This window comes from Mesorhizobium denitrificans, assembly GCF_003403035.1.
Taxonomy (GTDB): Bacteria; Pseudomonadota; Alphaproteobacteria; order Rhizobiales; family Rhizobiaceae; genus Mesorhizobium_G; species Mesorhizobium_G denitrificans.
The window spans coordinates 167,531-189,451 of record NZ_QURN01000002.1 but is presented as its reverse complement, the minus strand read 5'-3'; the positions used below and the strand labels follow the sequence as shown (position 1 = coordinate 189,451).

21 protein-coding genes and 1 tRNA gene are annotated in these 21,921 nt (G+C 56.8%); 13 read left to right on the top strand and 9 right to left on the bottom strand.

What is annotated here, in order from left to right; all coding sequences use genetic code 11:
* Positions 1-76 precede the first annotated feature (76 nt).
* The 3 genes from DY251_RS03445 to DY251_RS03435 form a co-directional block, all read right to left on the bottom strand.
* A complete protein-coding gene (locus DY251_RS03445; protein ID WP_116622447.1) occupies positions 77-1,054 on the bottom strand; it encodes a tyrosine-type recombinase/integrase in 978 nt (325 codons plus the stop codon).
* Between the two features lie 214 nt (positions 1,055-1,268).
* A complete protein-coding gene (locus tag DY251_RS03440) occupies positions 1,269-2,339 on the bottom strand; it encodes a porin (RefSeq protein ID WP_116622446.1) in 1,071 nt (356 codons plus the stop codon).
* A 136-nt stretch (positions 2,340-2,475) separates the two neighbouring features.
* Positions 2,476-2,566: transfer RNA gene (locus DY251_RS03435), tRNA-Ser, on the bottom strand.
* A 436-nt stretch (positions 2,567-3,002) separates the two neighbouring features.
* Here DY251_RS03435 and DY251_RS03430 point away from each other — a divergent pair.
* Positions 3,003-4,082 carry a porin gene (locus DY251_RS03430; protein ID WP_116622445.1) on the top strand — a complete coding sequence of 360 codons (1,080 nt, stop codon included), beginning with the start codon at positions 3,003-3,005 and terminating at the stop codon, positions 4,080-4,082.
* A 96-nt stretch (positions 4,083-4,178) separates the two neighbouring features.
* On the opposite strand, the gene DY251_RS03425 is transcribed toward DY251_RS03430, so the two are convergent.
* Complete coding sequence (locus DY251_RS03425) at positions 4,179-5,060, bottom strand: alpha/beta fold hydrolase (protein WP_116622482.1); 882 nt, start codon at positions 5,058-5,060, stop codon at positions 4,179-4,181.
* Positions 5,061-5,110: 50 nt separating this feature from the next.
* The gene (locus tag DY251_RS03420; protein ID WP_116622481.1) at positions 5,111-7,189 is read right to left on the bottom strand and encodes a lytic transglycosylase domain-containing protein; all 2,079 of its coding nucleotides are present in this window, start codon (positions 7,187-7,189) and stop codon (positions 5,111-5,113) included.
* A gap of 166 nt (positions 7,190-7,355) precedes the next feature.
* Here DY251_RS03420 and dapA point away from each other — a divergent pair, with 166 nt between their 5' ends.
* The 3 genes from dapA (at position 7,356) to DY251_RS03405 (ending at position 9,092) form a co-directional block, all read left to right on the top strand.
* Entirely contained in the window at positions 7,356-8,237 is an 882-nt protein-coding gene (gene dapA / locus DY251_RS03415; protein ID WP_116622444.1) for a 4-hydroxy-tetrahydrodipicolinate synthase, read from the top strand.
* 23 nt (positions 8,238-8,260) lie between these two features.
* A complete protein-coding gene (smpB, locus tag DY251_RS03410; protein WP_116622443.1) occupies positions 8,261-8,740 on the top strand; it encodes an SsrA-binding protein SmpB in 480 nt (159 codons plus the stop codon).
* Positions 8,741-8,906: 166 nt separating this feature from the next.
* Positions 8,907-9,092: a hypothetical protein gene (locus tag DY251_RS03405; RefSeq protein ID WP_116622442.1), complete on the top strand. Its 186-nt coding sequence runs from the start codon at positions 8,907-8,909 to the stop codon at positions 9,090-9,092.
* Here the strand turns inward: DY251_RS03405 and DY251_RS03400 are convergent.
* The 3 genes from DY251_RS03400 to DY251_RS03390 form a co-directional block, all read right to left on the bottom strand.
* On the bottom strand, positions 9,087-9,332 hold the full coding sequence (locus DY251_RS03400; RefSeq protein ID WP_137113470.1) for a hypothetical protein: 246 nt from the start codon (positions 9,330-9,332) through the stop codon (positions 9,087-9,089). The two genes, DY251_RS03405 and DY251_RS03400, sit on opposite strands and share 6 nt — an antisense overlap.
* Positions 9,333-9,426: 94 nt before the next feature.
* Complete coding sequence (locus tag DY251_RS03395) at positions 9,427-10,086, bottom strand: uracil-DNA glycosylase (RefSeq protein ID WP_116622440.1); 660 nt, start codon at positions 10,084-10,086, stop codon at positions 9,427-9,429.
* Between the two features lie 8 nt (positions 10,087-10,094).
* Positions 10,095-10,673, bottom strand: coding sequence for a LabA-like NYN domain-containing protein (locus tag DY251_RS03390; protein ID WP_116622439.1), 579 nt, complete (start codon positions 10,671-10,673; stop codon positions 10,095-10,097).
* Positions 10,674-10,893: 220 nt separating this feature from the next.
* Here DY251_RS03390 and rpoZ point away from each other — a divergent pair, with 220 nt between their 5' ends.
* From rpoZ to era, 7 genes are all read left to right on the top strand, one after another.
* A complete protein-coding gene (gene rpoZ, locus DY251_RS03385; protein ID WP_116622438.1) occupies positions 10,894-11,289 on the top strand; it encodes a DNA-directed RNA polymerase subunit omega in 396 nt (131 codons plus the stop codon).
* Between the two features lie 112 nt (positions 11,290-11,401).
* Entirely contained in the window at positions 11,402-13,624 is a 2,223-nt protein-coding gene (locus DY251_RS03380) for a RelA/SpoT family protein (RefSeq protein ID WP_116622437.1), read from the top strand.
* Between the two features lie 10 nt (positions 13,625-13,634).
* On the top strand, positions 13,635-14,213 hold the full coding sequence (gene pyrE / locus DY251_RS03375) for an orotate phosphoribosyltransferase (protein ID WP_116622480.1): 579 nt from the start codon (positions 13,635-13,637) through the stop codon (positions 14,211-14,213).
* A 9-nt stretch (positions 14,214-14,222) separates the two neighbouring features.
* A complete protein-coding gene (acpS, locus tag DY251_RS03370) occupies positions 14,223-14,636 on the top strand; it encodes a holo-ACP synthase (protein ID WP_116622436.1) in 414 nt (137 codons plus the stop codon).
* A gap of 68 nt (positions 14,637-14,704) precedes the next feature.
* A complete protein-coding gene (gene lepB, locus DY251_RS03365; protein ID WP_116622435.1) occupies positions 14,705-15,454 on the top strand; it encodes a signal peptidase I in 750 nt (249 codons plus the stop codon).
* 40 nt (positions 15,455-15,494) lie between these two features.
* The gene (gene rnc / locus DY251_RS03360) at positions 15,495-16,190 is read left to right on the top strand and encodes a ribonuclease III (RefSeq protein WP_245415841.1); all 696 of its coding nucleotides are present in this window, start codon (positions 15,495-15,497) and stop codon (positions 16,188-16,190) included.
* Positions 16,187-17,089 (top strand): GTPase Era, encoded by a 903-nt coding sequence (gene era, locus DY251_RS03355; RefSeq protein WP_199498767.1) that lies wholly within the window; start codon positions 16,187-16,189, stop codon positions 17,087-17,089. Before rnc ends, era begins: the two co-directional genes overlap by 4 nt.
* Positions 17,090-17,409: 320 nt before the next feature.
* Here the strand turns inward: era and DY251_RS03350 are convergent, their stop codons facing one another.
* Positions 17,410-18,921 (bottom strand): UxaA family hydrolase, encoded by a 1,512-nt coding sequence (locus DY251_RS03350; RefSeq protein ID WP_116622433.1) that lies wholly within the window; start codon positions 18,919-18,921, stop codon positions 17,410-17,412.
* Between the two features lie 315 nt (positions 18,922-19,236).
* Between DY251_RS03350 and DY251_RS03340 the strand changes: the two genes are divergently transcribed.
* Positions 19,237-20,676, top strand: a complete 1,440-nt coding sequence (locus tag DY251_RS03340; RefSeq protein ID WP_245415840.1) for a mannitol dehydrogenase family protein — start codon at positions 19,237-19,239, stop codon at positions 20,674-20,676.
* Complete coding sequence (gene uxuA, locus DY251_RS03335; RefSeq protein WP_116622431.1) at positions 20,673-21,863, top strand: mannonate dehydratase; 1,191 nt, start codon at positions 20,673-20,675, stop codon at positions 21,861-21,863. Before DY251_RS03340 ends, uxuA begins: the two co-directional genes overlap by 4 nt.
* The last annotated feature ends 58 nt before the right edge of the window (positions 21,864-21,921 follow it).

Sequence of the window (21,921 nt, the reverse complement as noted above, 5' to 3'; positions counted from 1 at the left end):
ACACCAACTTGGTGAAACGCGGAAGCGCGTCAGACGAGCCGCAGGTTTTTGGCGAGTGGCGAACTGGTTTCCGAAACTAGGCGTAGATTGCCGCCGGAATATGCGGAGCCAGATTTTGCCTTTCGAGCACGGCCACACACCGGTCGAGATCGCTTGTTGCGAGGTGCGCGTAACGCATGGTCATTTGCAACGTTTGATGTCCTAGCCACATCTGCACACGGCGAATGTCAATTCCGCCCTGAACCAGACGTGATGCGCAGGTGTGTCGAAGCACGTGCGGCACTACCTGATCGTCAGTCCCGAGACCAACTTCAAGCTTCGCCTCATTCCAGATGGCGCGGAAGCGCGCTTGATCGAGCATGGCAAACGGGCCGCGCGGGCGACGGTGAATGGGGTCAGGCGGCGGCGGGAGGACGATTGATTGGACCGCGCGTTCTGTGAGCGGCACCGTTCTGCTGCGCCCAGACTTCGTTATCCAGAAAGTCACGCGATGATCCTGGATATCATTCCAGATCAGGCCGATTGCCTCGCCAAGCCGGCAGCCCGAATCGACAAGGAAAATACAAAGTCGGTACGCATCTTCGCTTTTGACTCGGATCGCGGAGAACAGTCGATCTTCCTCGTCGAAATCCAAGAAGCGGATTCGTCCCGCGCCTTCTTTTTGGCGACGAAATTCAGGTAAACTGTGAATGTTGCCCATCTTACTGGCCTTGCGGAGCAACTTGCTTAACGCGGCCATCTTTCTATTGATGGTCGCATTGCTGTTGCCGCGTTGGCGCAAAGCAATGATTAGACTGTCCACCGTCTCCTGATCGAATGTGCTGAAGCGTTTGCCGAGCAATATCTCATTTATCTCGCCAATAAACGATGAGACATTGTATTTGTGCTTACCTTCGGCCCAGAGAAGGTCTTTATAGCGATCAAACAGCTCAGAAATCGAAAACTGTTCAACTTCGCGGATATGACTCTGCGAATAGCGAAGTTCGTATCCTGCATTGCCTGAGGAGACGGAATCGCCCCACGCAAATCCGAACTCGGTCGCAGATTTTTTCATGCATGCACGCAATAGTCAGCGCTCCGTGCAGATTCCATGACTCTGGGTTGCAAACGCGGCGTCTGGCAAAAGCCAGCCGCACCATTCTTTTCTATTTACTCCGGCATTCATCCTTGTTTGCGTGTTGGTTGCGGGTCTCTCGAAAGCAAAAAAGGCCCGACATGAAGCCGAGCCTCCGTTTGATTAGCTATTTGTGCAAATAGCCATAATCATATTAGAAATTGCGCTGGAAGCGGAGGTAGCCGCCGAAACCTTCGCTGTCCGGTGCCGATTTATTAACACCAGCGTAGTCGCTGTAAGTGACTTCCGGGATCACGTGCAGGCCCTTGACCAGTTCGTAGTCAACGTTGGCTGCAACGGCCAGGTCGCCATCATCGCCATTGCCTTCGTCATACGAAACCTGTGCGTTGACGGTTGCCTTGTCGTTGACCTTGAAGGAGCCACCGCCCCAAACAGCCCAGTTGCCTTTCCACGGCTTGTAGTTGTTGGATGAGCCGTTGTCTTCGGTGCCGTAGCCGCCCATGACGAAGAGCGAAATCTGCTCGTTGACGTTTACGTCCACACGAACCTTACCAGCCCATTCTTCGTTGACACTGTCATAGCCGAATACGCCAGTAGCTGCACCCCAGCCGCCAGCATACTTCGCGCCAGCAACAACGTGCGGCATGTAGCTGTCGATTTCGTAAGCCGAACCAGCTTCGCCCATTTCCAGAGCGATGATGCCCGAGAAGCCATTGCCTGCGTCAAGCGTGTAGCTGATCAGGTTGGTGTCGAAGTTGCCATAGGCGATCATGTCGTCAGCGATGACGCCGCCAGCGTAGCCAGCGAAGGTCGTGAAGGCCGATTCGTCCTTACCAACACGGAAGCCACCAAGCTGAACCCATGCGAAGTTCAGCGTGATCGGATCAATGCCGGCACCGTGGTTTTCGTCTTGATAGTTGAAACGGGTTTCAGTGAAGGTCGACAGAGTACCAAGTTCGGTTTCGCTGCCGGTCCAGGTGCGGAGCGAAAGACGAGCGCGATTGTGATAGGTATCATCACCGTTAACCTCGTGCCCACCGTAAGGGCCATCGCCCATGCCGAAATCAACGCGGACGTAGCCGCCGATGCGCAGGCAGGTTTCTGTGCCGGGGATATAGAAGTAGCCGGTGCCGTAGGTGTCGCAAACGCGAACGTACTCTGCGGGTTCCGGTTCTGCTGCAACGTTAACAGCGTCCGCAGCGCGCGCGCCGGAAACTGCGACGAGAGCCGCAGCGGAGCCGAGAAGAAGGCTCTTGATGTTCATTTTCTGACCTCCAGTCAGAATCGAACCTCGTAAAGCCGAACCAACACCCTGGGCTACGCCGGAAGATCGGGCAAAACGCGCCTCGCGCCTCAACCCGGTGCGCGCAACGCCAATAAATAGGGGCAATTTCAGGAAATGGCGGAGAGGATGGGATTCGAACCCACGAGAAGCTTTTGACCTCTACTCCCTTAGCAGGGGAGCGCCTTCGACCACTCGGCCACCTCTCCGGTGCCGCGGTGGATAAAGAAATCAGATGAGACAATCAATAAGGGAATCCAAAGATAACGCCGAATCGACAGTTTTTGTTTTTACGTTGGCACTTGGCAAAAATCGCTGCGCAGAACACAGTAAAGCACAGCGATAGAGCTTGATTTCATCTGCGCATTGTAATTTTCGATGATTCCCAGAGGCATTTTCTTACTCAATTATGAATGACCCGGTCGAAAACGTGTCCTTTGTGCAACAGCGCTCGGTGAAGGGTGAATAAGCCCGCCTATAAAGGTGTGACGGCTGTTGAACTACCTGCCCGGTTCGGTAAATCTCTGCATCGAAGAAGGGGCGTTCACGCGTCTTTTTCAAAAGTGGGGATGGGGCAGGGAACGCTGTCCTTCAGCCAAGATAAGACCCAGACCCTGTATTTAACTTTTGACTGGAGGTCAGAAAATGAACATCAAGAGCCTTCTTCTCGGCTCAGCTGCGGCTCTCGTCGCAGTTTCCGGTGCTCGCGCTGCCGACGCTGTTGAAGTCGTCGCCGAGCCGGAACCGATGGAATATGTCCGCGTCTGCGACACGTACGGCACGGGCTATTTCTATATTCCTGGTACCGAAACCTGCCTGCGCATCGGCGGCTATGTCCGTTACGACATGAGCGTTGGTGACGGTCCTTACGGCGGTCACACCGTTACCGACAAGACGGACGGTTCGGAGAACGACACCTATCACAAGCGCGCTCGTCTCTCGCTCCGTACCTGGACCGGCACGGAAACCGAGATGGGTACCCTGTCGACCTATACCGAAACCCGTTTCCAGTATACGGATCAGGTTGGAACGCAGACTTCGCTGAACTTCGCCTGGATCCAGCTCGGTGGTTTCCGCGTTGGTAAGGACGAATCCGCATTCACGACCTTCCCGGGCTATGCCGGCGGCGTCATCGCCGACGATCTGGTGCCTTACGGTCCGTTCGACACCAACCTCGTCAGCTACACGTTTGACGCTGGCAACGGTTTCTCGGCAATCGTCTCGCTCGAAACCGGTGAAGCTGGTTCCGATTACGAAATCGACAGCTACATGCCGCACGTTGTTGGCGGCGCGAAGTATGCTGGCGGCTGGGGCGCGATCACGGGTGTTGTCGGTTACGACAGCGTTTATGAAGAGTGGGCTGCCAAGGCTCGCCTCGACGTGAACGTCAATGACGCTCTGTCGCTCTTCGTAATGGCTGGCTACGGCACCGACGACGATTGGGTCTACAGCAACTACAAGCCTTGGAATGGTAACTGGGCTGTTTGGGCCGGTGGCTCTTACAAGTTCTCGGAAAAGGCTACCTTCAACATTCAGGGCGACTACGCTGAAGGCCTCGACGGCTTTGATGGCGACTGGGGTGTTGCAGCTAACGTCGATTACGAAATCGTCAAGGGCCTGCACATCATTCCTGAAGTCACCTACACCGACTACGGCACGATCGACAACGACGCTCCGGGTGCTGAAGGCTTCGGCGGCTTCCTGCGCTTCCAGCGCAACTTCTAATCGGCTGATAAGCTGATAGAGAAAAGCCCGGCGGTTTCCGCCGGGCTTTTTGTTTGCGCATTGCAATGAGCCAATTGCGCTATTTTTCGTGCGCTATCACATGTCTTTTATGAATTCGACGATACGCTTGGCCAGTCCGCTGGTGTGAAGGAAGGGGGCGTGCCCCTGTCCGTCGACTGTCACAGCCTGTAATGTTGGGTGCCGGCGCTGCATTTCCATAACGGTTTCAGCCGAAAGCAACAAAGAGTTTGCACCACGGATCACCATTACAGGAATTTCGACCATCGCATCGAATTGCGGCCAAAGGGTTGGAAGCGGCTTGGAAAGATCAAGCGCAGCCAGTCCATTGAGCAAGGCCGGATCGAAATCCGGTCGCAGTTTTCCGCCAATCTCGCGATAGATAGCGTGAGCCATATCGAGCCAGTCGGATTCATCAAGCGCCGTAAAAGCTGTGCCGTGAACTGTTTTTTGAACGGAAGCCGCAGCCTGATATGTCGCGGGATTGAGCGAAGGGGTGCTCAGATAAGATTTGATCAGCGCAAGCCCTGCGGGCTCCAATACCGGACCGATATCATTGAGAATAACCGCAGCCAGTAGATCGGGCCGAACCGCCGCAAGCACATGAAGAATGAGCCCGCCACGCGATGTGCCTATAAATATTGCCTTGGAGATACCGAGTTCCGCCAGCCCTGCGAGAATATCGCCAGCCTCCACGCCGACGTCGTATTTCTTCCAATCTGGATCATGATCTGACAGTCCGCGACCGCGATAATCGAAGCAGATAACCCTCCGCTTTGGATGGGAAACATTCGCAAGAAAGTATGCTAACTGATGGAAATCACGAGCATTTCTGGTTAACCCCGGAAGACAGACAACAGGTAATGCTCCGTTATTGTTCTCGCCATAAATCCGCGCGTGGAGGGTCAATCCATCGGGAACCTTATAGAAGAAATCATTGAATCCGAGCTGCGCGTCCATCGCCTTCTCCGTCTGCATCATTGCAGTGCTAAGGCGCGGTTGCGGCTTGGTCAATTCTCGACTGTCGGCCCACTTCGCCCATCAGTCAGGTCGGCCACGATGTCGAAATGGCCGGTCAGACGCATCTTGTAGACCTCGTAGTTTTCTAGAACGCGCTGCACATAGGCTCGTGTCTCGGAGAATGGAATTTTCTCAATCCAGTCCACAACCTCATCCAGCGGTTTTCCGCGCGGGTCGCCATAGCGTGAAATCCATTGGCTGACCCTGCGAGGACCGGCGTTATAGGCCGCAAATGTCAAAATGTAGGAGCCGTTAAACCGTTGAAGTTGTTGGTTTAACATCGCCGCGCCCAGCGTGGCGTTGTAGGCCGGATCGACAGTCAGCCGTTGTTGAGAATAGGCGAGGCCGGTCTTCTTCGCCATCTCCTGCGCCGTATCCGGCATTAACTGGAGTAGTCCGAGCGCTCCCGCTCCAGACACGGCTCCAGTGTTGAATTCGCTCTCTTGCCGCGCAACGGCGTAAGCCAGCGCCATTCCGGCTCCTGCAATGTCGGTATCGTCGGGAATGACACCCATCGGATGCGACAGAGCACCGATTTCGATGCCTCGCTGCGTCGCAGCCTTGGCCACTTTAAGTGCCACGAAATGATTGCCGGATTGCTCGGCACGCGCGCAAAGCAGCGCAATTTCACCGGGGGTCGCAAGTTGCTTGGCCAGATCGAGATAGAGACGATAGGCATATTTCTTCTGGCCTGCAGCTTCCAACCGATCGATGGCTCGCACCGCCTCCATCTTATCGAATCGCGCGCGGTCAGCCTCGGAAGGCGTCGGCGCGCTAAGGTTCAGTGCGGGACTGCCGATTTGTGCAGCGGCCAACTGACCATAAAATGTCGTGCCATATCGTGCCGCAGCCTCAAAATGCCGCTTCGCGTCGGGGTCGCTTGCAGCCTCCGTTGCTCGCCCGAGCCAATAATAAGCACGCGCGCGCGTGATCGGCCCTTCAGCAAGCGCTGCAATGCGCCCGAAATGCGCTTTCGCTGTTTTCGGATCGTCCAGCCCGCGCAGCGCGTACCAGCCGGCGGCAAATTCGGCATCTGCCATGTCCTGAGGCGTCTGCGCGGCGTGTTCGGCAACAAGTGTGTAAGCGAGCTTGATCTTGCCCGCATCGTAAAGATTGCGCGCAAGCAGACGCCGCTCGGTCCACCAAGCGCTTGGGTCTATCAGAGCATTGGCATCATCAGGCGCTTTCTGCATCAAATCGGCAGCAGCAGAAAGCTTGTTCGCCTTTCTTAAGAGCTTGATTTTAGCGAAGGAATAGCCTGGCGAGCGCTGATCGCCTGGCACGGCGTCCAGCAATTTTTGCGCGTTCGAAGACCCCGAAAGAACTGCACTCCATGCTTTATTCAGGGCTTCCGCATGGGCGAGGGGAGCGACACGCGCTGCCGCTGTTGCATCGCCTTCATACAGCAAGCGCTCCATGCGAATGCGATGATCGTCCACCGTCAGAATGTCGGAAAATTCCCTCACGACAATAAGCTCGTCGCGTGCATCCATTTTGCCGGACCGCCAAAACGGCGAAAGCGCGCGTCGCGCAGCTTCACGATCCCCGCGAGCTAATTGTGCGCGAGCGAGCACTATTGCGCCGTCAACCGATAGCGGCGGGCGGCTTGCGAACGCTTTAAAGGCTGATTCCGGCTCAGGATTTTCCGCAAGCAGGGAGCGTTCGAAATTTGCGCGCAGATCATCAGCGGCGGGCCAATCCGCAAGTTGGTCGGAGGTAGCCGCAATTTCTGCACTTGGAACACCGCTTCCGCCATAAAGCGCTATCGCCCAAGACAATATGTGTCGATCAAGCGAACTGCTTGGCAGCTCATCTCGAGTGCGAATAGCTGCATCAATCTGCTTCGAGCTGAGAGCAGACAATCCATTGGATAGCTGGTCCAGCGTGTCGGATATTTGTGCGGGTAGGCGATCTTGTTTGGGTTCGACAGGCGCAACTACAGCTGTCGTGATGCGGTCGAGCGTTTCGGGCGGAAGGCTTCCTTCAGCTGGTTTACCGGGGGCGAGCGTGATCGCTCCCGCGCCCAGCACGGCAACAAGGCCAATGCCTGCCACCCAGCGATAATCCATGTTTCGATACAACCTCGTCCGCTTCAAGCGTGTCCGCAAACGCCTAAAACGAGGGAAACATCACTCAGGCGTATGTCAAAGCTGTGGCGTGGCGCAAGAGATTGCGTTAGAAGGCCGAACGCGGCGCAGTGGGCGCCGCCTTTGTTTTCAGGAGCTTGGACAACAGATGTTCAGAGGTTCATTCACCGCGCTGGTTACGCCTTTCGACAAGAGCGGCGCGCTTGACCTCAAAGCTTTTCGTGAGTTCGTCGAGTGGCAGATCAGCGAGGGCACCGTTGGCCTCGTGCCGGTTGGAACAACCGGTGAGTCGCCTACGCTGACGCATGAAGAGCATCGCCTGGTTGTTAAGACCTGTGTAGAAGTCGCCAAGGGTCGCGCGCCCGTCATAGCCGGCGCCGGTTCGAATAACACTGCCGAAGCCGTCGGCCTTGCCAAGTTCGCGGAGGAGGTAGGCGCTGATGCGGCTCTCGTCGTCACGCCTTACTATAACAAGCCCACGCAGCGCGGACTGTATGAGCATTTCGCGGCCGTCGCGAAGTCGACCAGGCTGCCGATCATCATCTACAATATTCCCCCGCGTTCCGTCATTGATATGACCCCCGAAACGATGGGCAGATTGGCTCACGATTTCAAGAACATCGTCGGCGTAAAGGATGCTACCGGCAAGGTGGAACGTGTCTCTGAACAGCGCATGACCTGTGGCGCGGATTTCATCCAGCTATCCGGCGAAGACGCGTCCGCGCTTGGGTTCAACGCGCATGGTGGCGTTGGCTGCATTTCGGTCACGTCCAATGTCGCGCCCCGCCTCTGCACTGAATTTCAGGAAGCGACGCTTAGCGGCGACGGCAAGAAGGCAATTGAGTTGCAGGATCGGCTCATGCCTCTCCACAAAGCCATCTTTATCGAAGCGGGCGTCACCGGATCGAAGTACGCACTGTCGCGTCTCGGCAAGTTGGAAAACGTCGTGCGCTCGCCGCTGGTCACAATCGAAGCCGCAACGGCGGAGAAGATCGACGCGGCGATGAAGCACGCCGGCTTGATCAATTAGGGCTTCGAGCCCATCTGTCCAGCATGGCTCCGGGTAAGAAATCAGATCCAAACAACAAGGTCGCTGCGGAAAACCGCAAGGCTCGCTTTTCCTATGAAGTTCTCGATACAATCGAGACGGGCCTCGTGCTGACAGGCACCGAGGTCAAATCCTTGCGCGGCGGCCATGCAAATATTCAGGAATCCTATGCGTCGCTTGAGGGTGGTGAGATCTGGCTGATCAACTCCTATTTGCCGGAATATCTTCAAGGCAATCGTTTTAACCACGAGCCGAGACGGCACCGCAAACTGCTGGTCAGCAAACGCGAGATGGCTCGGTTGGGGCAAGCTGTGGAGCGCGAAGGCATGACGATGGTGCCGTTGAAGATTTACTTCAACGACCGGGGCAGGGCTAAGCTGCTGCTCGCCATTGCGCGCGGCAAAAAGCTTCACGACAAGCGCGAAACCGAGAAACAGCGCGATTGGGCGCGTGAGCGCGGTCGCCTGATGAAGGAGCGCGGCTAGCCCGTCGTTCTTTCCGTGGCGCCATTCTTTCACCGCGCCATTCTTTCACCGCAATGTGATGGTGGTGAAGGCGCTTACGCTCAAACTTAATAGCATGTCGTCTTTAGGAGGCGTATAATACGCCTTTCAGTGGATGCGTCGTAACGTCTATCGGGAGGATAGGTCGATGTCGATTGCAGATCGTTTCGTCACGGAATTCATGCCCACTTGGTTGCGCCGGCAGAAACATCCGGCATTGGCTATCAAGCCGACGCCGAAAAAAGCTGTTCGTCGTCAGCAGGTTGCGTCAAAGCCAACAATCGCTTTCAAGCCGAAGCCGCTGAACCCAGAGCAGTACAGCACGCACCTATAGGCTCTGATCGCTCCAGGCCGGATCAGCATGATCGAATTCAATCGTCATGCTGTGTCCAGTCGCTGCGGAAATTATGAAATCGACAAGTTCGGTGTCTGACGCCGCGCATTCCGGCGCGCGCTCGCGAACATTGAGTATGGTAGCGCGGGTCGAAACAACAGCGCCAGGCAGGAAGTCGAGCAGCGCCAGCCTCACGAGTTCCCTTGGACAATTATTCATCGTTGAAGATATGTCGGCCACAGCAACCCTCCCGTGGCCCCTCACCTCACACGATAATACACCCCGATATGCGTTGTGAAAGCCACAAATTTTTGCCGGGCGTTGTGCCTGTGGATCAATCTCCCAAAAATGCCCGGACATTCTTGAAAACATTGATGAACATTTCCGGCGTCAAAACGCCGGTATTGGTGTTGTAGCGCGAGCAGTGATAGCTCGGAAAAACCACCCTGTTGCCGACCTCAGAGCGTGTGCCATGCTTGAATGGATGCGCCGCGACACGTGCACCTAGCGCGCGTATGGTGGATTGGTGCGCGATGGAGCCGAGCGTGACGATCGCCTTCAGGTTCGGAAACGTGTCGATCGTTGGCGAGAGAAACTGGCGGCAGCCTGAAATTTCGGCGCCAACCGGCTTGTTTTCAGGCGGGACACATCGCACGGCGTTCGTTATCGCTGCGCCTTTAAGCTTAAGCCCGTCGTCAGGTCGCGCCTTGAATGTACCTTCCGCGAAGCCCAGACTCGTCAACGTTGAGTAGAGCAGGTCGCCGGCATAGTCGCCGGTGAAGGGGCGTCCGGTTCGGTTAGCGCCACGCAGTCCCGGCGCGAGGCCAACGATCAAAAGCCGGACCTCTTCCAGTCCTCCCTCCGGCAGCCAGGTTGGCACGGGCGCATTAAACCATTCAGGCTCGCGCAGTCGCCAGCCCGCAATGAAATCATGAAGCCGGGGGCAGATTGCGCAATCGCGATCTGGCTCCGTTGGAGTAGCAATGGAAGTCATTGCGAGGTTTAGAAGTCTTCGGCCGTTTCGGAGTGTTCAACGCGTCGCTGCGGACGTTCGTTCGGGTCGCGCCCAATCTCCGCGCGAAGACTGGTCAGGTCGACGAAGTGATCGGCCTGCCGGCGCAGATCATCAGAGATCATTGGCGGTTGCGAAGCCATCGTGGACACAACGCTGACTTTCTTGCCCTTGCGTTGAAGCGCTTCAACCAGCGTGCGGAAATCACCATCGCCGGAGAAAATCACATAATGATCAAGCACTTCGGACAATTCGAGCGCGTCGATCGTCAGCTCGATGTCCATATTGCCCTTGATCTTGCGCCGCCCCGCCGCGTCGGTGAACTCCTTGGCAGGTTTGGTTACGACCCGGTAGCCATTATAGTCCAGCCAATCGATCAGCGGGCGAATTGAGGAATATTCCTGATCCTCGATCAGCGCCGTATAATAATAGGCACGCAGCAAATATCCGCGCTTTTGGAAATAGGTCAGCAGCTTGCGGTAATCGAGGTCGAAACCCAGCGACCGTGAAGTGGCGTAAAGATTTGCACCGTCGATAAAAAGGGCGATCCGTTCACGAGAATCGAACATCAATATAGTTTCCTTTGAAATGCACTGAACAATACGATGTTTGAGGAAAGAAATATGTGGTCGGTCGCATCATTCACAGCTTGAGAAATTGGCTTGGTTCTTGGCAAAAACAAGGCGGCAAAATGCGTCATTTTCATTTGCTCGATACTTGAATTTTTGGAGTAGGCGGGCTATGTGCGCGTTTTCCTCCGCAAGAACGTCGTGAAGAAAGGGGCGCTAAATGGCCCGCGTTACTGTTGAAGATTGTATCGACAAGGTCGACAACCGCTTTGAACTGGTTCTTTTGGCCAGCCATCGCGCACGGCTTATTTCGCAGGGCGCAGCTATCACCGTGCCGCGCGATAACGATAAGAACCCGGTTGTAGCTCTGCGCGAAATCGCAGACGAAATGCTCGCGCCAGAAGATCTGAAGGAAGACCTCATCCACTCGCTGCAGAAGCATGTGGAAGTTGACGAGCCAGAAGCTGAAGCTCCCGAGCTGCCGGAGCAGGCTGTGACGGAAGGCGTTGAAATGGTTGCCGATGAAGACAACGTCACTTTCGACCGCATGAGCGAAGAAGAATTGCTCGCGGGTATCGAAGGTCTCGTTGCTCCAGAAAAAAGTGACGATTTCTAATTACTTGTTATGCGCGGCTCTTCCGCACGCTTAATTGTATAGATACATGTGTCATGCGCGGCATCGGTCGATGCGGCGCATGATCCATTTTTAGACTGCCGAGAATACTATCATGATGCGCCAATACGAGCTTGTAGAGCGGGTCCAGCGCTACAAGCCCGAAGTAAACGAAGCGCTGCTCAACAAGGCCTATGTCTATGCGATGCAAAAGCATGGACACCAGAAGCGCGCATCTGGCGATCCCTATTTCTCGCACCCGCTCGAAGTTGCGGCAATCTTGACGGATATGCATCTGGACGAGGCGACCATCGCCGTTGCGCTGCTGCATGATACGATTGAGGACACGTCAGCGACGCGTCAGGAAATCGACGAGCTTTTTGGGCCTGAACTTGGCAAGCTGGTCGAAGGGCTAACCAAGCTCAAAAAGCTGGATCTTGTGTCCAAGAAGGCCGAGCAGGCGGAAAATCTGCGCAAGCTGCTGCTGGCGATTTCCGACGACATCCGCGTGCTGCTGGTCAAGCTTGCAGACCGCATCCACAATATGCGCACGCTCGATCATATGCCGGTCGAAAAGCGTGCGCGCATTGCGGAAGAAACGATGGAAATCTACGCGCCGCTCGCCGGGCGCATGGGTATGCAGGGAGTTCGCGAAGAGCTTGAGGACCTTGCTTTTCGAACCATCAACCCCGATGCATATCGCACCGTCACCGCCCGTCTTGCTGAGCTTAGCGAGCGCAGCAAGAGCGTCATCGCCGGTATCGAGCAGTCACTTTCTGACCTCTTTGCGAAGAACGGCCTGAATGCGAGCGTCAAAGGCCGGCAAAAAAAGCCTTGGTCAGTGTTTCGAAAAATGGAAGCGAAGGCGCTTTCGTTCGAGCAATTGTCGGACATTTTCGGCTTCCGCGTCATGGTGGACACCATCGACGATTGCTATCGCGCGCTCGGTTTCATCCACACCACATGGTCGATGGTTCCGGGGCGGTTCAAAGACTACATTTCGACACCTAAGCAGAACGACTATCGGTCGATCCACACGACAATCGTCGGTCCATCGCGGCAGCGCATCGAGCTTCAGATTCGCACGCGCGAAATGAACGACATCGCCGAATATGGCGTCGCGGCTCACGCCATCTACAAGGACAAGACAAACGGCGCGGCGCCTACCATATCGAAGGACACGAACGCTTATGGCTGGCTGCGGCGCACCATCGAGCAATTGTCCGAAGGCGATAATCCGGAAGATTTCCTTGAGAATACAAAGCTTGAGCTGTTTCAGGATCAGGTCTTCTGCTTCACGCCAAAGGGCATGCTGATCGCCTTGCCGCGCGGCGCAACGCCAATCGACTTCGCCTATGCGGTGCACACCAATGTCGGGAACACCTGCGTTGGCGCAAAGGTGAACGGCCGCATTATGCCGCTCATGACCGAGCTTAAAAACGGCGATGAGGTAGAAATCATCCGTTCCGACGCGCAGGTTCCGCCCGCTGCGTGGGAGCATATGGTGGTGACGGGCAAGGCCCGCGCGGCCATCCGCCGGGCGACCAAGACCGCAGTTCGCAAGCAATATTCCGGCTTGGGTATCAGAATTCTCGAGCGCGCTTTCGCGCGGGCAGGGCGGACATTCGACAAGGACCGTATCAAGACAGTGCTGCATCGTTTGGCGCGTAAGGACATTGAGGATGTCCTCGCCGCTGTCGGGCGCGGCGAACTCGCTTCAACCGATGTCCTGAAAGCCGTGTTCCCCGATTACAAGGAAGAGCGCATTGGCCCACAAGCGCCGAAGCAGCGTGAAGAGGGCTGGTTCAACATACGCAATGCTGCGGGCATGTTGTTCAAAATGCCCGGGCGCGCTGCCAAAAAGGGAAAAGCGGATGAGCAGGCGGCGGAACCGCTACCAATCCGTGGAGTGCGGGGCGATCTGCCGGTTCGATTCGCTCCGGAGGGCGCTGTGCCTGGCGACCGCATTGTCGGCATCATTCAGCCTGGCCTTGGCATCACCATCTATCCCATCCAGTCGCCGTCGCTGACTGCGTTCGACGATCAGCCCGACCGCTGGATCGATGTGCGTTGGGATATTGACGAGGCGATGAAGGAGCGATTCCCCGCGCGCGTTGCCGTCACCACTATCAATGCACCGGGTTCTCTGGCGGAAATAGCGCAGATAATCGCGAACAACGACGCCAATATCCATGCGTTGTCGATGGGGCGCACGGCGCCGGATTTCAGCGAAATGATTTTCGATCTTGAGGTCTGGCATCTCAAGCACCTCAATCAACTCCTTTCTGAGCTTAAAAATTCGCCAATCGTGAGCGACGCGCGACGGGTAAATGGATAGTGAAACGCAGATGAACACCGAACAGGTTCTCGATATCTTTCGCAGCGCCGGCGCGGTGCTGGAAGGCCATTTCATCCTGACGTCCGGTCTGCGAAGCCCGATTTTTCTGCAAAAAGCACGCGTGTTCATGCATGCCGACAAAACAGAAGAACTATGCAAGGCCCTTGCGGAAAAGATCAGCGCGAACGTGAAAGCGCCGATTGATTATGTCGTCGGTCCCGCCATCGGCGGCCTGATCCCGGCTTACGAAACCTCCCGACACCTGCATGTGCCTGCCATCTGGGTGGAGCGCGAGCAGGGCAAGTTCAGGCTCCGGCGCTTCGAAATCGAAAAGGGAGCGCGCGTGGTTATTGTCGAGGACATCGTCACGACCGGGCTGTCCATCCGCGAAACCATCGATTGTCTGCGCGAACTAGGTGCGGATGTCGTTGCTGCCGCGTGCATCATCGACCGCTCTGCCGGAAAAACGGATGTCGGCGTGCCACTTATCGCGCTCGCCGAATATGAAGTGCCGGCTTATCCCGCTGATGCTTTGCCGCCGGAACTGGCAGCTCTCCCGCCGGTTAAGCCGGGTAGCCGCAACATATAGGGTCGTTAGGTGATTATCGGTATCGGCAGTGACCTCATAGATATTCGCCGCGTCGAGAAAACGCTTGAAAGGCATGGCGAACGATTTATCACTCGCGTCTTCACCGATATCGAAAGATCGCGCTCCGAGCGCCGTGCGCAGCGGGCGGCTTCCTATGCAAAGCGCTTTGCCGCGAAAGAAGCCTGCTCAAAAGCCTTGGGAACCGGTCTTTCGGACGGTGTCTTCTGGCGGGATATGGGTGTGGTGAATCTGCCGGGCGGCAAGCCAACAATGCAAATGACCGGTGGCGCTGCCAAGCGCCTGAGCGAGATGCTGCCGGCAGGTCATCGCGCGCTGGTGCACCTCACGATCACGGACGATTATCCGCTGGCTCAGGCATTCGTGATTATAGAGGCCGTTCCCGTCGAAATAGCGCCACACTGATGCAGTTCACGGCGTTGCCCTAATCCGGTTCAACAACTATACCGAGCCAATCCAAATTTGAGGAAAGCATGAGCGTGGCTGACAAGGCTGGGAAAAAATCAGGCGGACTTGGCGAAACAATTTCCGTCATCGTCCAGGCGCTCTTGCTTGCGCTGGTCATTCGCACGGTGTTTTTCCAGCCGTTTTCCATTCCCTCCGGCTCGATGCGCCCCACGCTGCTTGAAGGTGATTATCTGTTCGTCACCAAGTGGGCTTATGGCTATTCGCGCTACTCGCTCCCATTTTCGCCCAATCTTTTCGAAGGTCGCATCTGGGGCAGCGAACCGCAGCGCGGTGATGTGGTGGTATTCAAGTTCCCACCCAATCCGCAGGTAGACTATATCAAGCGCGTGGTTGGCCTGCCGGGCGATCGCATTCAGATGCGCAACGGGCAGCTGTTTATCAACGATGTTGGTGTGCCGCGCGAGAAAGTCGGGCAGATCGATAACCCGGACATTACTGCCGAAAATCGCCCCATCGATGTTTACAAGGAAACGCTGCCCAACGGCGTATCATACAACACGCTCGATATTTATCCTGACAGTGAAACCGACAACACGCGCGAGTTTCTCGTGCCGCCGGGTCATTATTTCATGATGGGCGACAATCGCGACAACTCAGCAGATAGCCGCCTTTCGGTTGGTTATGTGCCCGCCGAAAATCTGGTCGGTCGCGCCAACATCATTTTCTTCTCGATTGCAGGTAAGGCTAGCCCGCTGGAACTCTGGCGTTGGCCAACCGAATTGCGCCCCACGCGCTTCTTTAACGTTATAAGGTAATATTTTGGGTCAAAAGCGCCCCTCTAAGGCGAATGACGGTGTGGAACTCTCGCTTGCGCTGGAACCGCGCACCGGTCATCGATTCGCCAGTCCCGATCAACTGCGCCGCGCGCTCACCCATGCGAGCGTGCGCAGTTCCGATGGCATCGATTACGAGCGGTTCGAGTTTCTAGGTGATCGTGTACTCGGCCTCATCATCGCGGATCTGTTGTTTAAAACCTATCCGAGCGCGCCTGAAGGCGAGTTGTCTGTTCGCCTGAACGCGCTGGTCAACGCCGAAACACTCGCCACAATAGCCGAGGAAATCGGCTTGCCGGATTTGATCCGCGTCGGTGCCGAAATGCGAGGGGTGTCGGGCAGGCGGCGCATCAACCTGCGCGCCGATGCGCTGGAAGCCTTGATCGCCGCGCTTTATCTTGATGGCGGCATGGACGTGGCCACGGCCTTTGTGCATCGCTACTGGCTCGCGCGGTCGCAAGTTTTTGATCCCGGTCGTCGCGATGCCAAGACCGAATTGCAGGAATGGGCGCATCAGTTCGTTCAGGCCACGCCGACCTATCATGTCGAAAGCCGTGAGGGACCGGACCACGATCCGATCTTTACCGTCACGGTGCGCATTTCTGGCCTCGCCGATGCGAAGGGCAGCGGTCGCTCCAAACGGGAGGCCGAGCAGGCAGCAGCGGAAGCCGTTCTGCTGCGCGAAAATGTATGGAAGAGGGAAGGGGAGCTGAAATGAGCGAACCATCGACCCGCTCAGGCTTCGTCGCCATCATCGGCGCGCCCAACGCTGGCAAGTCCACGCTCATCAACCAGCTTGTCGGCGCGAAAGTCTCGATCGTCACCCATAAAGTGCAGACTACGCGCGCGATTGTGCGCGGCATTGCCACCCACGGACAGGCGCAGATCGTCTTTGTCGATACGCCCGGCATATTCAAGCCGCGCCGTCGACTGGATCGCGCAATGGTCACGACCGCATGGGGTGGCGCAAAGGACGCCGACATCGTTCTGGTACTGATCGACGCAGAGCGCGGCCTGAAGGATGATGCCGAGCGCATCCTCGAAGGTTTGGCGGATGTGCGCCAGCCGAAAGTTCTCGTGCTGAACAAGGTTGACCGCGCCAAGCGCGAAAACCTGCTCGCGCTCGCGGCAGCTGCTAACGAAAAAGTCCCGTTTGAGCGCACCTTCATGATTTCTGCGCTGAACGGCTCCGGCTGTAGCGATCTGCTGGATTATCTCGCGGAAACGGTTCCTGCCGGGCCTTGGTACTATCCCGAAGATCAAATTTCGGATTTGCCGATGCGCCAGCTTGCGGCGGAAATCACGCGCGAAAAACTCTATCTGCGCCTGCATCAGGAGCTTCCTTATTCATCCCATGTCGAAACCGAGAAATGGGAAGAAAAACAGGACGGTTCAGTTCGCATCGAGCAGGTGATTTACATTGAGCGCGATAGCCAGAAGAAGATTGTGCTCGGCGAAAAGGGCGCGACCATCAAGGCCATCGGCGCTGCAGCGCGCAAGGAAATCGGCGAGATACTCGAACAGAAAGTGCATCTGTTTCTGTTCGTGAAAGTGCGCGAAAACTGGGGCGACGATCCCGAACGTTACCGCGAAATGGGCCTCGATTTCAGGGATTGAGTTACAAAAGCTGAACGCTTTTTGCCAGTCTACCCGTCATCCACCTGCCGGCACCTTCTCCCTCAAGGGGAGAAGGGGGTAATTGCAACGCTGGTTTCAATTACGAATCTTGCAGAAGTTATGCAGCGATGATGCTTCTTCCTTCTCCCCTTGAGGGAGAAGGTTTCGGCAGGCGGATGAGGGGTTCTTTCCCTTGAGGGGTGCGGAGTGGTCCGCGAAGCAGATGAAAGGCCCCTGAATGGGCATTTCAAATGACGAACGCCCGGTGCCGTAGCGGAGGGCCGGGTGGCGCTGGCAGGCGGATCAGGGGTATTTGTCCTCTACATCGTTGCGCCGACCAGCCACGGCACGAATTCATTATCGCCATAGCCAAGCTCTTCGGATTTCGTGCGCTCGCCCGATGCAACGCGAATAATGGCCTCGAATATCTCTGCGCCTTTTTCCTCCAGCGACACACCGTCGAGAATGTCACCGCAGTTTATGTCCATATCCTCACGCATGTGGTCGAAGATAAACGTATTCGTCGCCAGCTTAATTGAAGGTGTCGGCTTGCAGCCGAAGGCCGAACCACGTCCCGTCGTGAAGCACAGAATATTCGCACCGCCCGCAACCTGCCCGGTCGCGGCAACGGGGTCGTAACCGGGCGTGTCCATGAACACGAGGCCGTGCGATGTCACCGGCTCGGCATAATTCACCACATCGACGAGATTGGTTGAGCCGCCCTTCGCCGCCGCTCCGAGCGATTTTTCCAGGATCGTCGTCAGCCCGCCGGCCTTGTTGCCGGGGGAGGGGTTGTTGTTCATCTGCATATTGTTGCGCGCGGTATATTCTTCCCACCAGTGGATCCGCTCGACAAGCTTTTCGCCAACCTCGCGCGTTTCGGCGCGCCGGGTCAGCAAATGTTCCGCGCCATAGATTTCCGGCGTCTCGGAGAGAATCGCAGTGCCACCATGTTGCACGAGCATGTCCACCGCCGCGCCAAGTGCAGGATTGGCCGTAATGCCGGAATAGCCGTCCGAACCGCCGCATTGCAGTGCCAGCACCAGTTCTGAAATCGGCGCCGTTTCACGCTTTACATTGTTCACGGTGGGCAGCATGTCGATAATCGCCTGCACACCTTTTTCGACCGTGGCACGCGTGCCGCCAACTTCCTGGATGGTCAGCGTCTGGAAGGTGGTATCTTCCTCGATGCCATACGCCTCTTTCCAGCGCGGTATCTGGAACGCCTCGCAACCGAGTCCTACCATTAGAACCCCGCCGACATTGGGATTCGTTGCGTAGCCCCATTGGGTGCGCTTCAGCAGATTGTAGTCCTCGCCATTCGTGTCGATGGCGCAGCCACTGCCGTGAACCAACGAAATCACCCCATCGATATTCGGATAGTCTTTCAGAACGCCGCGCCGCTCCACCTCTGCCGCAATGTGCCGCGCGGCGGTTGCAGAGCAATTCACAGAGGTCAAAACGGCGATGTAGTTGCGCGTGCCCCATCGGCCATTCGCGCGGCGATAGCCTTGAAAAGTGCGGCGCGCGTCGTCTGGCACGCGCACATTCGGCCCTCGAGCCGCGCTGAATTGATAGTCACGCTCAAAGTCATGCAGCGCGACATTTTGCTCGTGCACCCATTCACCGGGCTGGATTTCGGCCTTCGCAAAGCCAATTACCTGACCGTATTTGACGACCGCACCGCCAGCCGCGATGGTCACCAGCGCCATTTTGTGGCCGCGCGGCACACGCGTCGTGGCTGCCACGCTCAGCACCTCATCGCCAGCGGCAAAGGCGTCTACCGCCACCACGACATTGTCGTCGGGATGAAGTTTTATGGAACGGGGCATGGGGTGTTTGCCTTTGCCTATTTTGTGGTGTCAGGAAATCGGCGCGATGCGAGGCGAAACAGCCGATCAGGCAGCCTCTTTCGAGCGCCTTCACGCAATGCTTCAGCACTGATGGGACGATAAAACTATCCCCCGCGTCAAGTGTTTCGGTGCGACTGGCAATAACGGGAGCGCAACGGGGATGCGAATGGAGCGAGCCTTCGCCGCAAAAAGCGCTATGCTGCTGCTTCTGGCGGGAATTGAGGTTGGAGGAGCCATGCTTCGGTTCAAAATTGTCACGGCGCACGAATGAACCGCCGCCTATCGGATGCAACCATGAGGAGCATTTCGGCGGAGGTGGCGCGCCCCAGTTATGACCGCGCGCGCACCAAAGCGGGCATCGTTCATCTTGGGCTTGGCGCGTTTCATCGCGCCCATCAGGCTGTGTTTGTCGACGATTGCATGAACAATGGCGAATGCGATTGGGGCATCGTCGGCGTCTCGCTACGAAGCCCAGAAACACGCGACGCGCTCAGCCCGCAGGACGGCATCTACACGCTTTCCGTTGTCGATGGCTCTGGCGAAAAACTGCGCGTAGTCGGATCTATCTTGCGCTCGCTCGTTGCGCCAGAAAATCCACAAGCCGTGCTCAGCGAATTATGCGATCCGTCGGTGCGCATCGTTACGCTTACAGTCACTGAGAAAGCCTATCTGCGCGATGCAGGCAGCGATCTCGATATCAATCATCGAGATATAATATGGGATTCACAGAATCCAAATAATCCCAGAACCTTGTACGGATTTCTTGTAGAATCGATTGCACGTCGCGCTGCTGGTGGAACGGTGCCTTTCACCGTTCTTTCCTGCGATAATCTTCCAGCAAATGGCGCAACGCTCCGCCGCCTGCTGATCGCTTTCGCCGGCCTGCGCGACCCCAACTTGAAGCGCTTCATCGAGCGCGAAATTTCTTGTCCCTCCAGCATGGTGGATCGCATCGTTCCTGCAACCACTAACGACGACCGCACCCGCATTTCTACTGCGCTCGGCGTTTCGGATGCATGGCCGGTCACGACTGAACCGTTTCTGCAGTGGGTCATCGAAGACGACTTTCCATCAGGCCGTCCGCGCTGGGAATCCTTCGGCGTCGAGATGGTCGCGGATGTCGCGCCATTCGAGGATATGAAACTGCGGTTGTTGAACGGCTCACACTCTACGATTGCATATCTCGGTTTGCTGTCGGGCCACGCAACCGTCTCGGAAGCGTTCTCTGATCCCGCAATTCGCGCATTCGTCTCGTGCCTGTGGGGCGAGGCGAAGCCATCCCTTCCAGGCGGCAAGGGGCTTCGTCTCGATGCCTATACGGACGAACTCACCAAGCGCTATGACAACCCGGCGCTTAAGCACCGCACCGCTCAGATTGCGAACGACGGTAGTCAAAAGCTGCCACAGCGCATCATGACCACAGCGTTGGATCGCGCCGCTGCGGGCGGCAGTTTCCGCATGCTGATGCTCACGCCCGCCGCATGGATTGCTGCCTGTGAAGCGCGTGGCTCGACCCTGCCAAGCGCGCATTTCACTGACCCGCTGGACGGTCAACTCACCGCCATCTTCGCGCGGAGGCTAACCTCTCTTGAAACCGTCCGGTCCGTGTTCGACGCGGCTGGTTTTGCCAACGGTTCACCGTTCCGTCAGGCGTTCATTGAGCAGGTTGCGACCCATCTGGAATCGCTACGCACCAACGGCGTCGTCAAGACATTGAAGGAAGGCATCACATGAAAGAGACGTGGCGTTGGTTCGGACCTGACGATACCGTTCAGCTTTCGCATGTGCGTCAGGCGGGTGCGAGTGGCATCGTCACGGCGCTGCATCATCTCAATGATGGTCGCGCATGGCCCACTGACGAAATTGCCAGGCGCAAATCTGAGATCGAGGCGGCGGGCCTCACATGGGATGTCGTCGAGAGCATTGTCGTCCACGAGGATGTGAAAACGCGCACGGGTCGCCATGCGGAACTGATCGGCAATTACAAACAATCCATCCGCGCCGTCTCGGCCGCGGGCGTCAAAACCGTTTGCTATAATTTCATGGCGATCACGGACTGGACGCGTACCGATCTCGACGCCCCCATGCCACACGGCGGCACGGCTCTGCGTTTCGACGTTGTCGATTTCTGCGCTTACGACGTTCTCGTCCTTAAACGCAAAGATGCCGAGCGCGATCACCCCGCCGAACGCATCGAAGCCGCGCGCAAACGCCTTGCCGCAATGAGCGAAAGCGATCTGTCGAAGCTGGAGCAAAACCTCATCGGATGGGTGCCCGCACGCGAATTCATCTTCGACCGGGATTCGTTCAGACGGGCACTTGACCGCTACCATGATTTGAGCCCGCAGGGCCTGCGCGAAAACCTGCTGTCCTTCCTGAGAGAAATCGTGCCGGTCGCCGAAGAACACGGCGTGCGCATGGCGATCCATCCCGACGATCCGGCGTTTCCGATATTTGGACTCCCGCGTGTCGTCTCGTGCGCGGATGACGCGCGCGCGATCATCGATGGCGTGCCGTCACCATCCAACGGCATCACGCTTTGCACAGGCTCTTACGGTTCAAGAGCCTCGAACGATCTGCCTCGAATGGCGCGCGAATTTGGCCCGCACATCCACTTCGCGCATCTACGAAACGTGGCCAAAGAAACAGATGGCTCGTTCTACGAGGCCGAGCATCTAGGCGGTGACACGGATATGGTGCGGGTCGTCGCGGCATTGCTTGCCGAGGAAAATCGACGGCGTGGAGAAGGGCGCGCGGATTGGGAAATCCCGATGCGGCCGGACCACGGCCACGCCATCGTTGACGACATCGGAAAGAAGGTGAACCCCGGTTATTCCTGCATTGGCAGGCTAAAGGGGCTGGCAGAATTGCGCGGCATTGCAACCACTCTGAAAGCCACCGGGATACCGGACTGGCTATAGTACGCCTTGGAGTTGGTCCATCGGCAACATCGATGCAATTCTGCGCTCTGCAAAAACC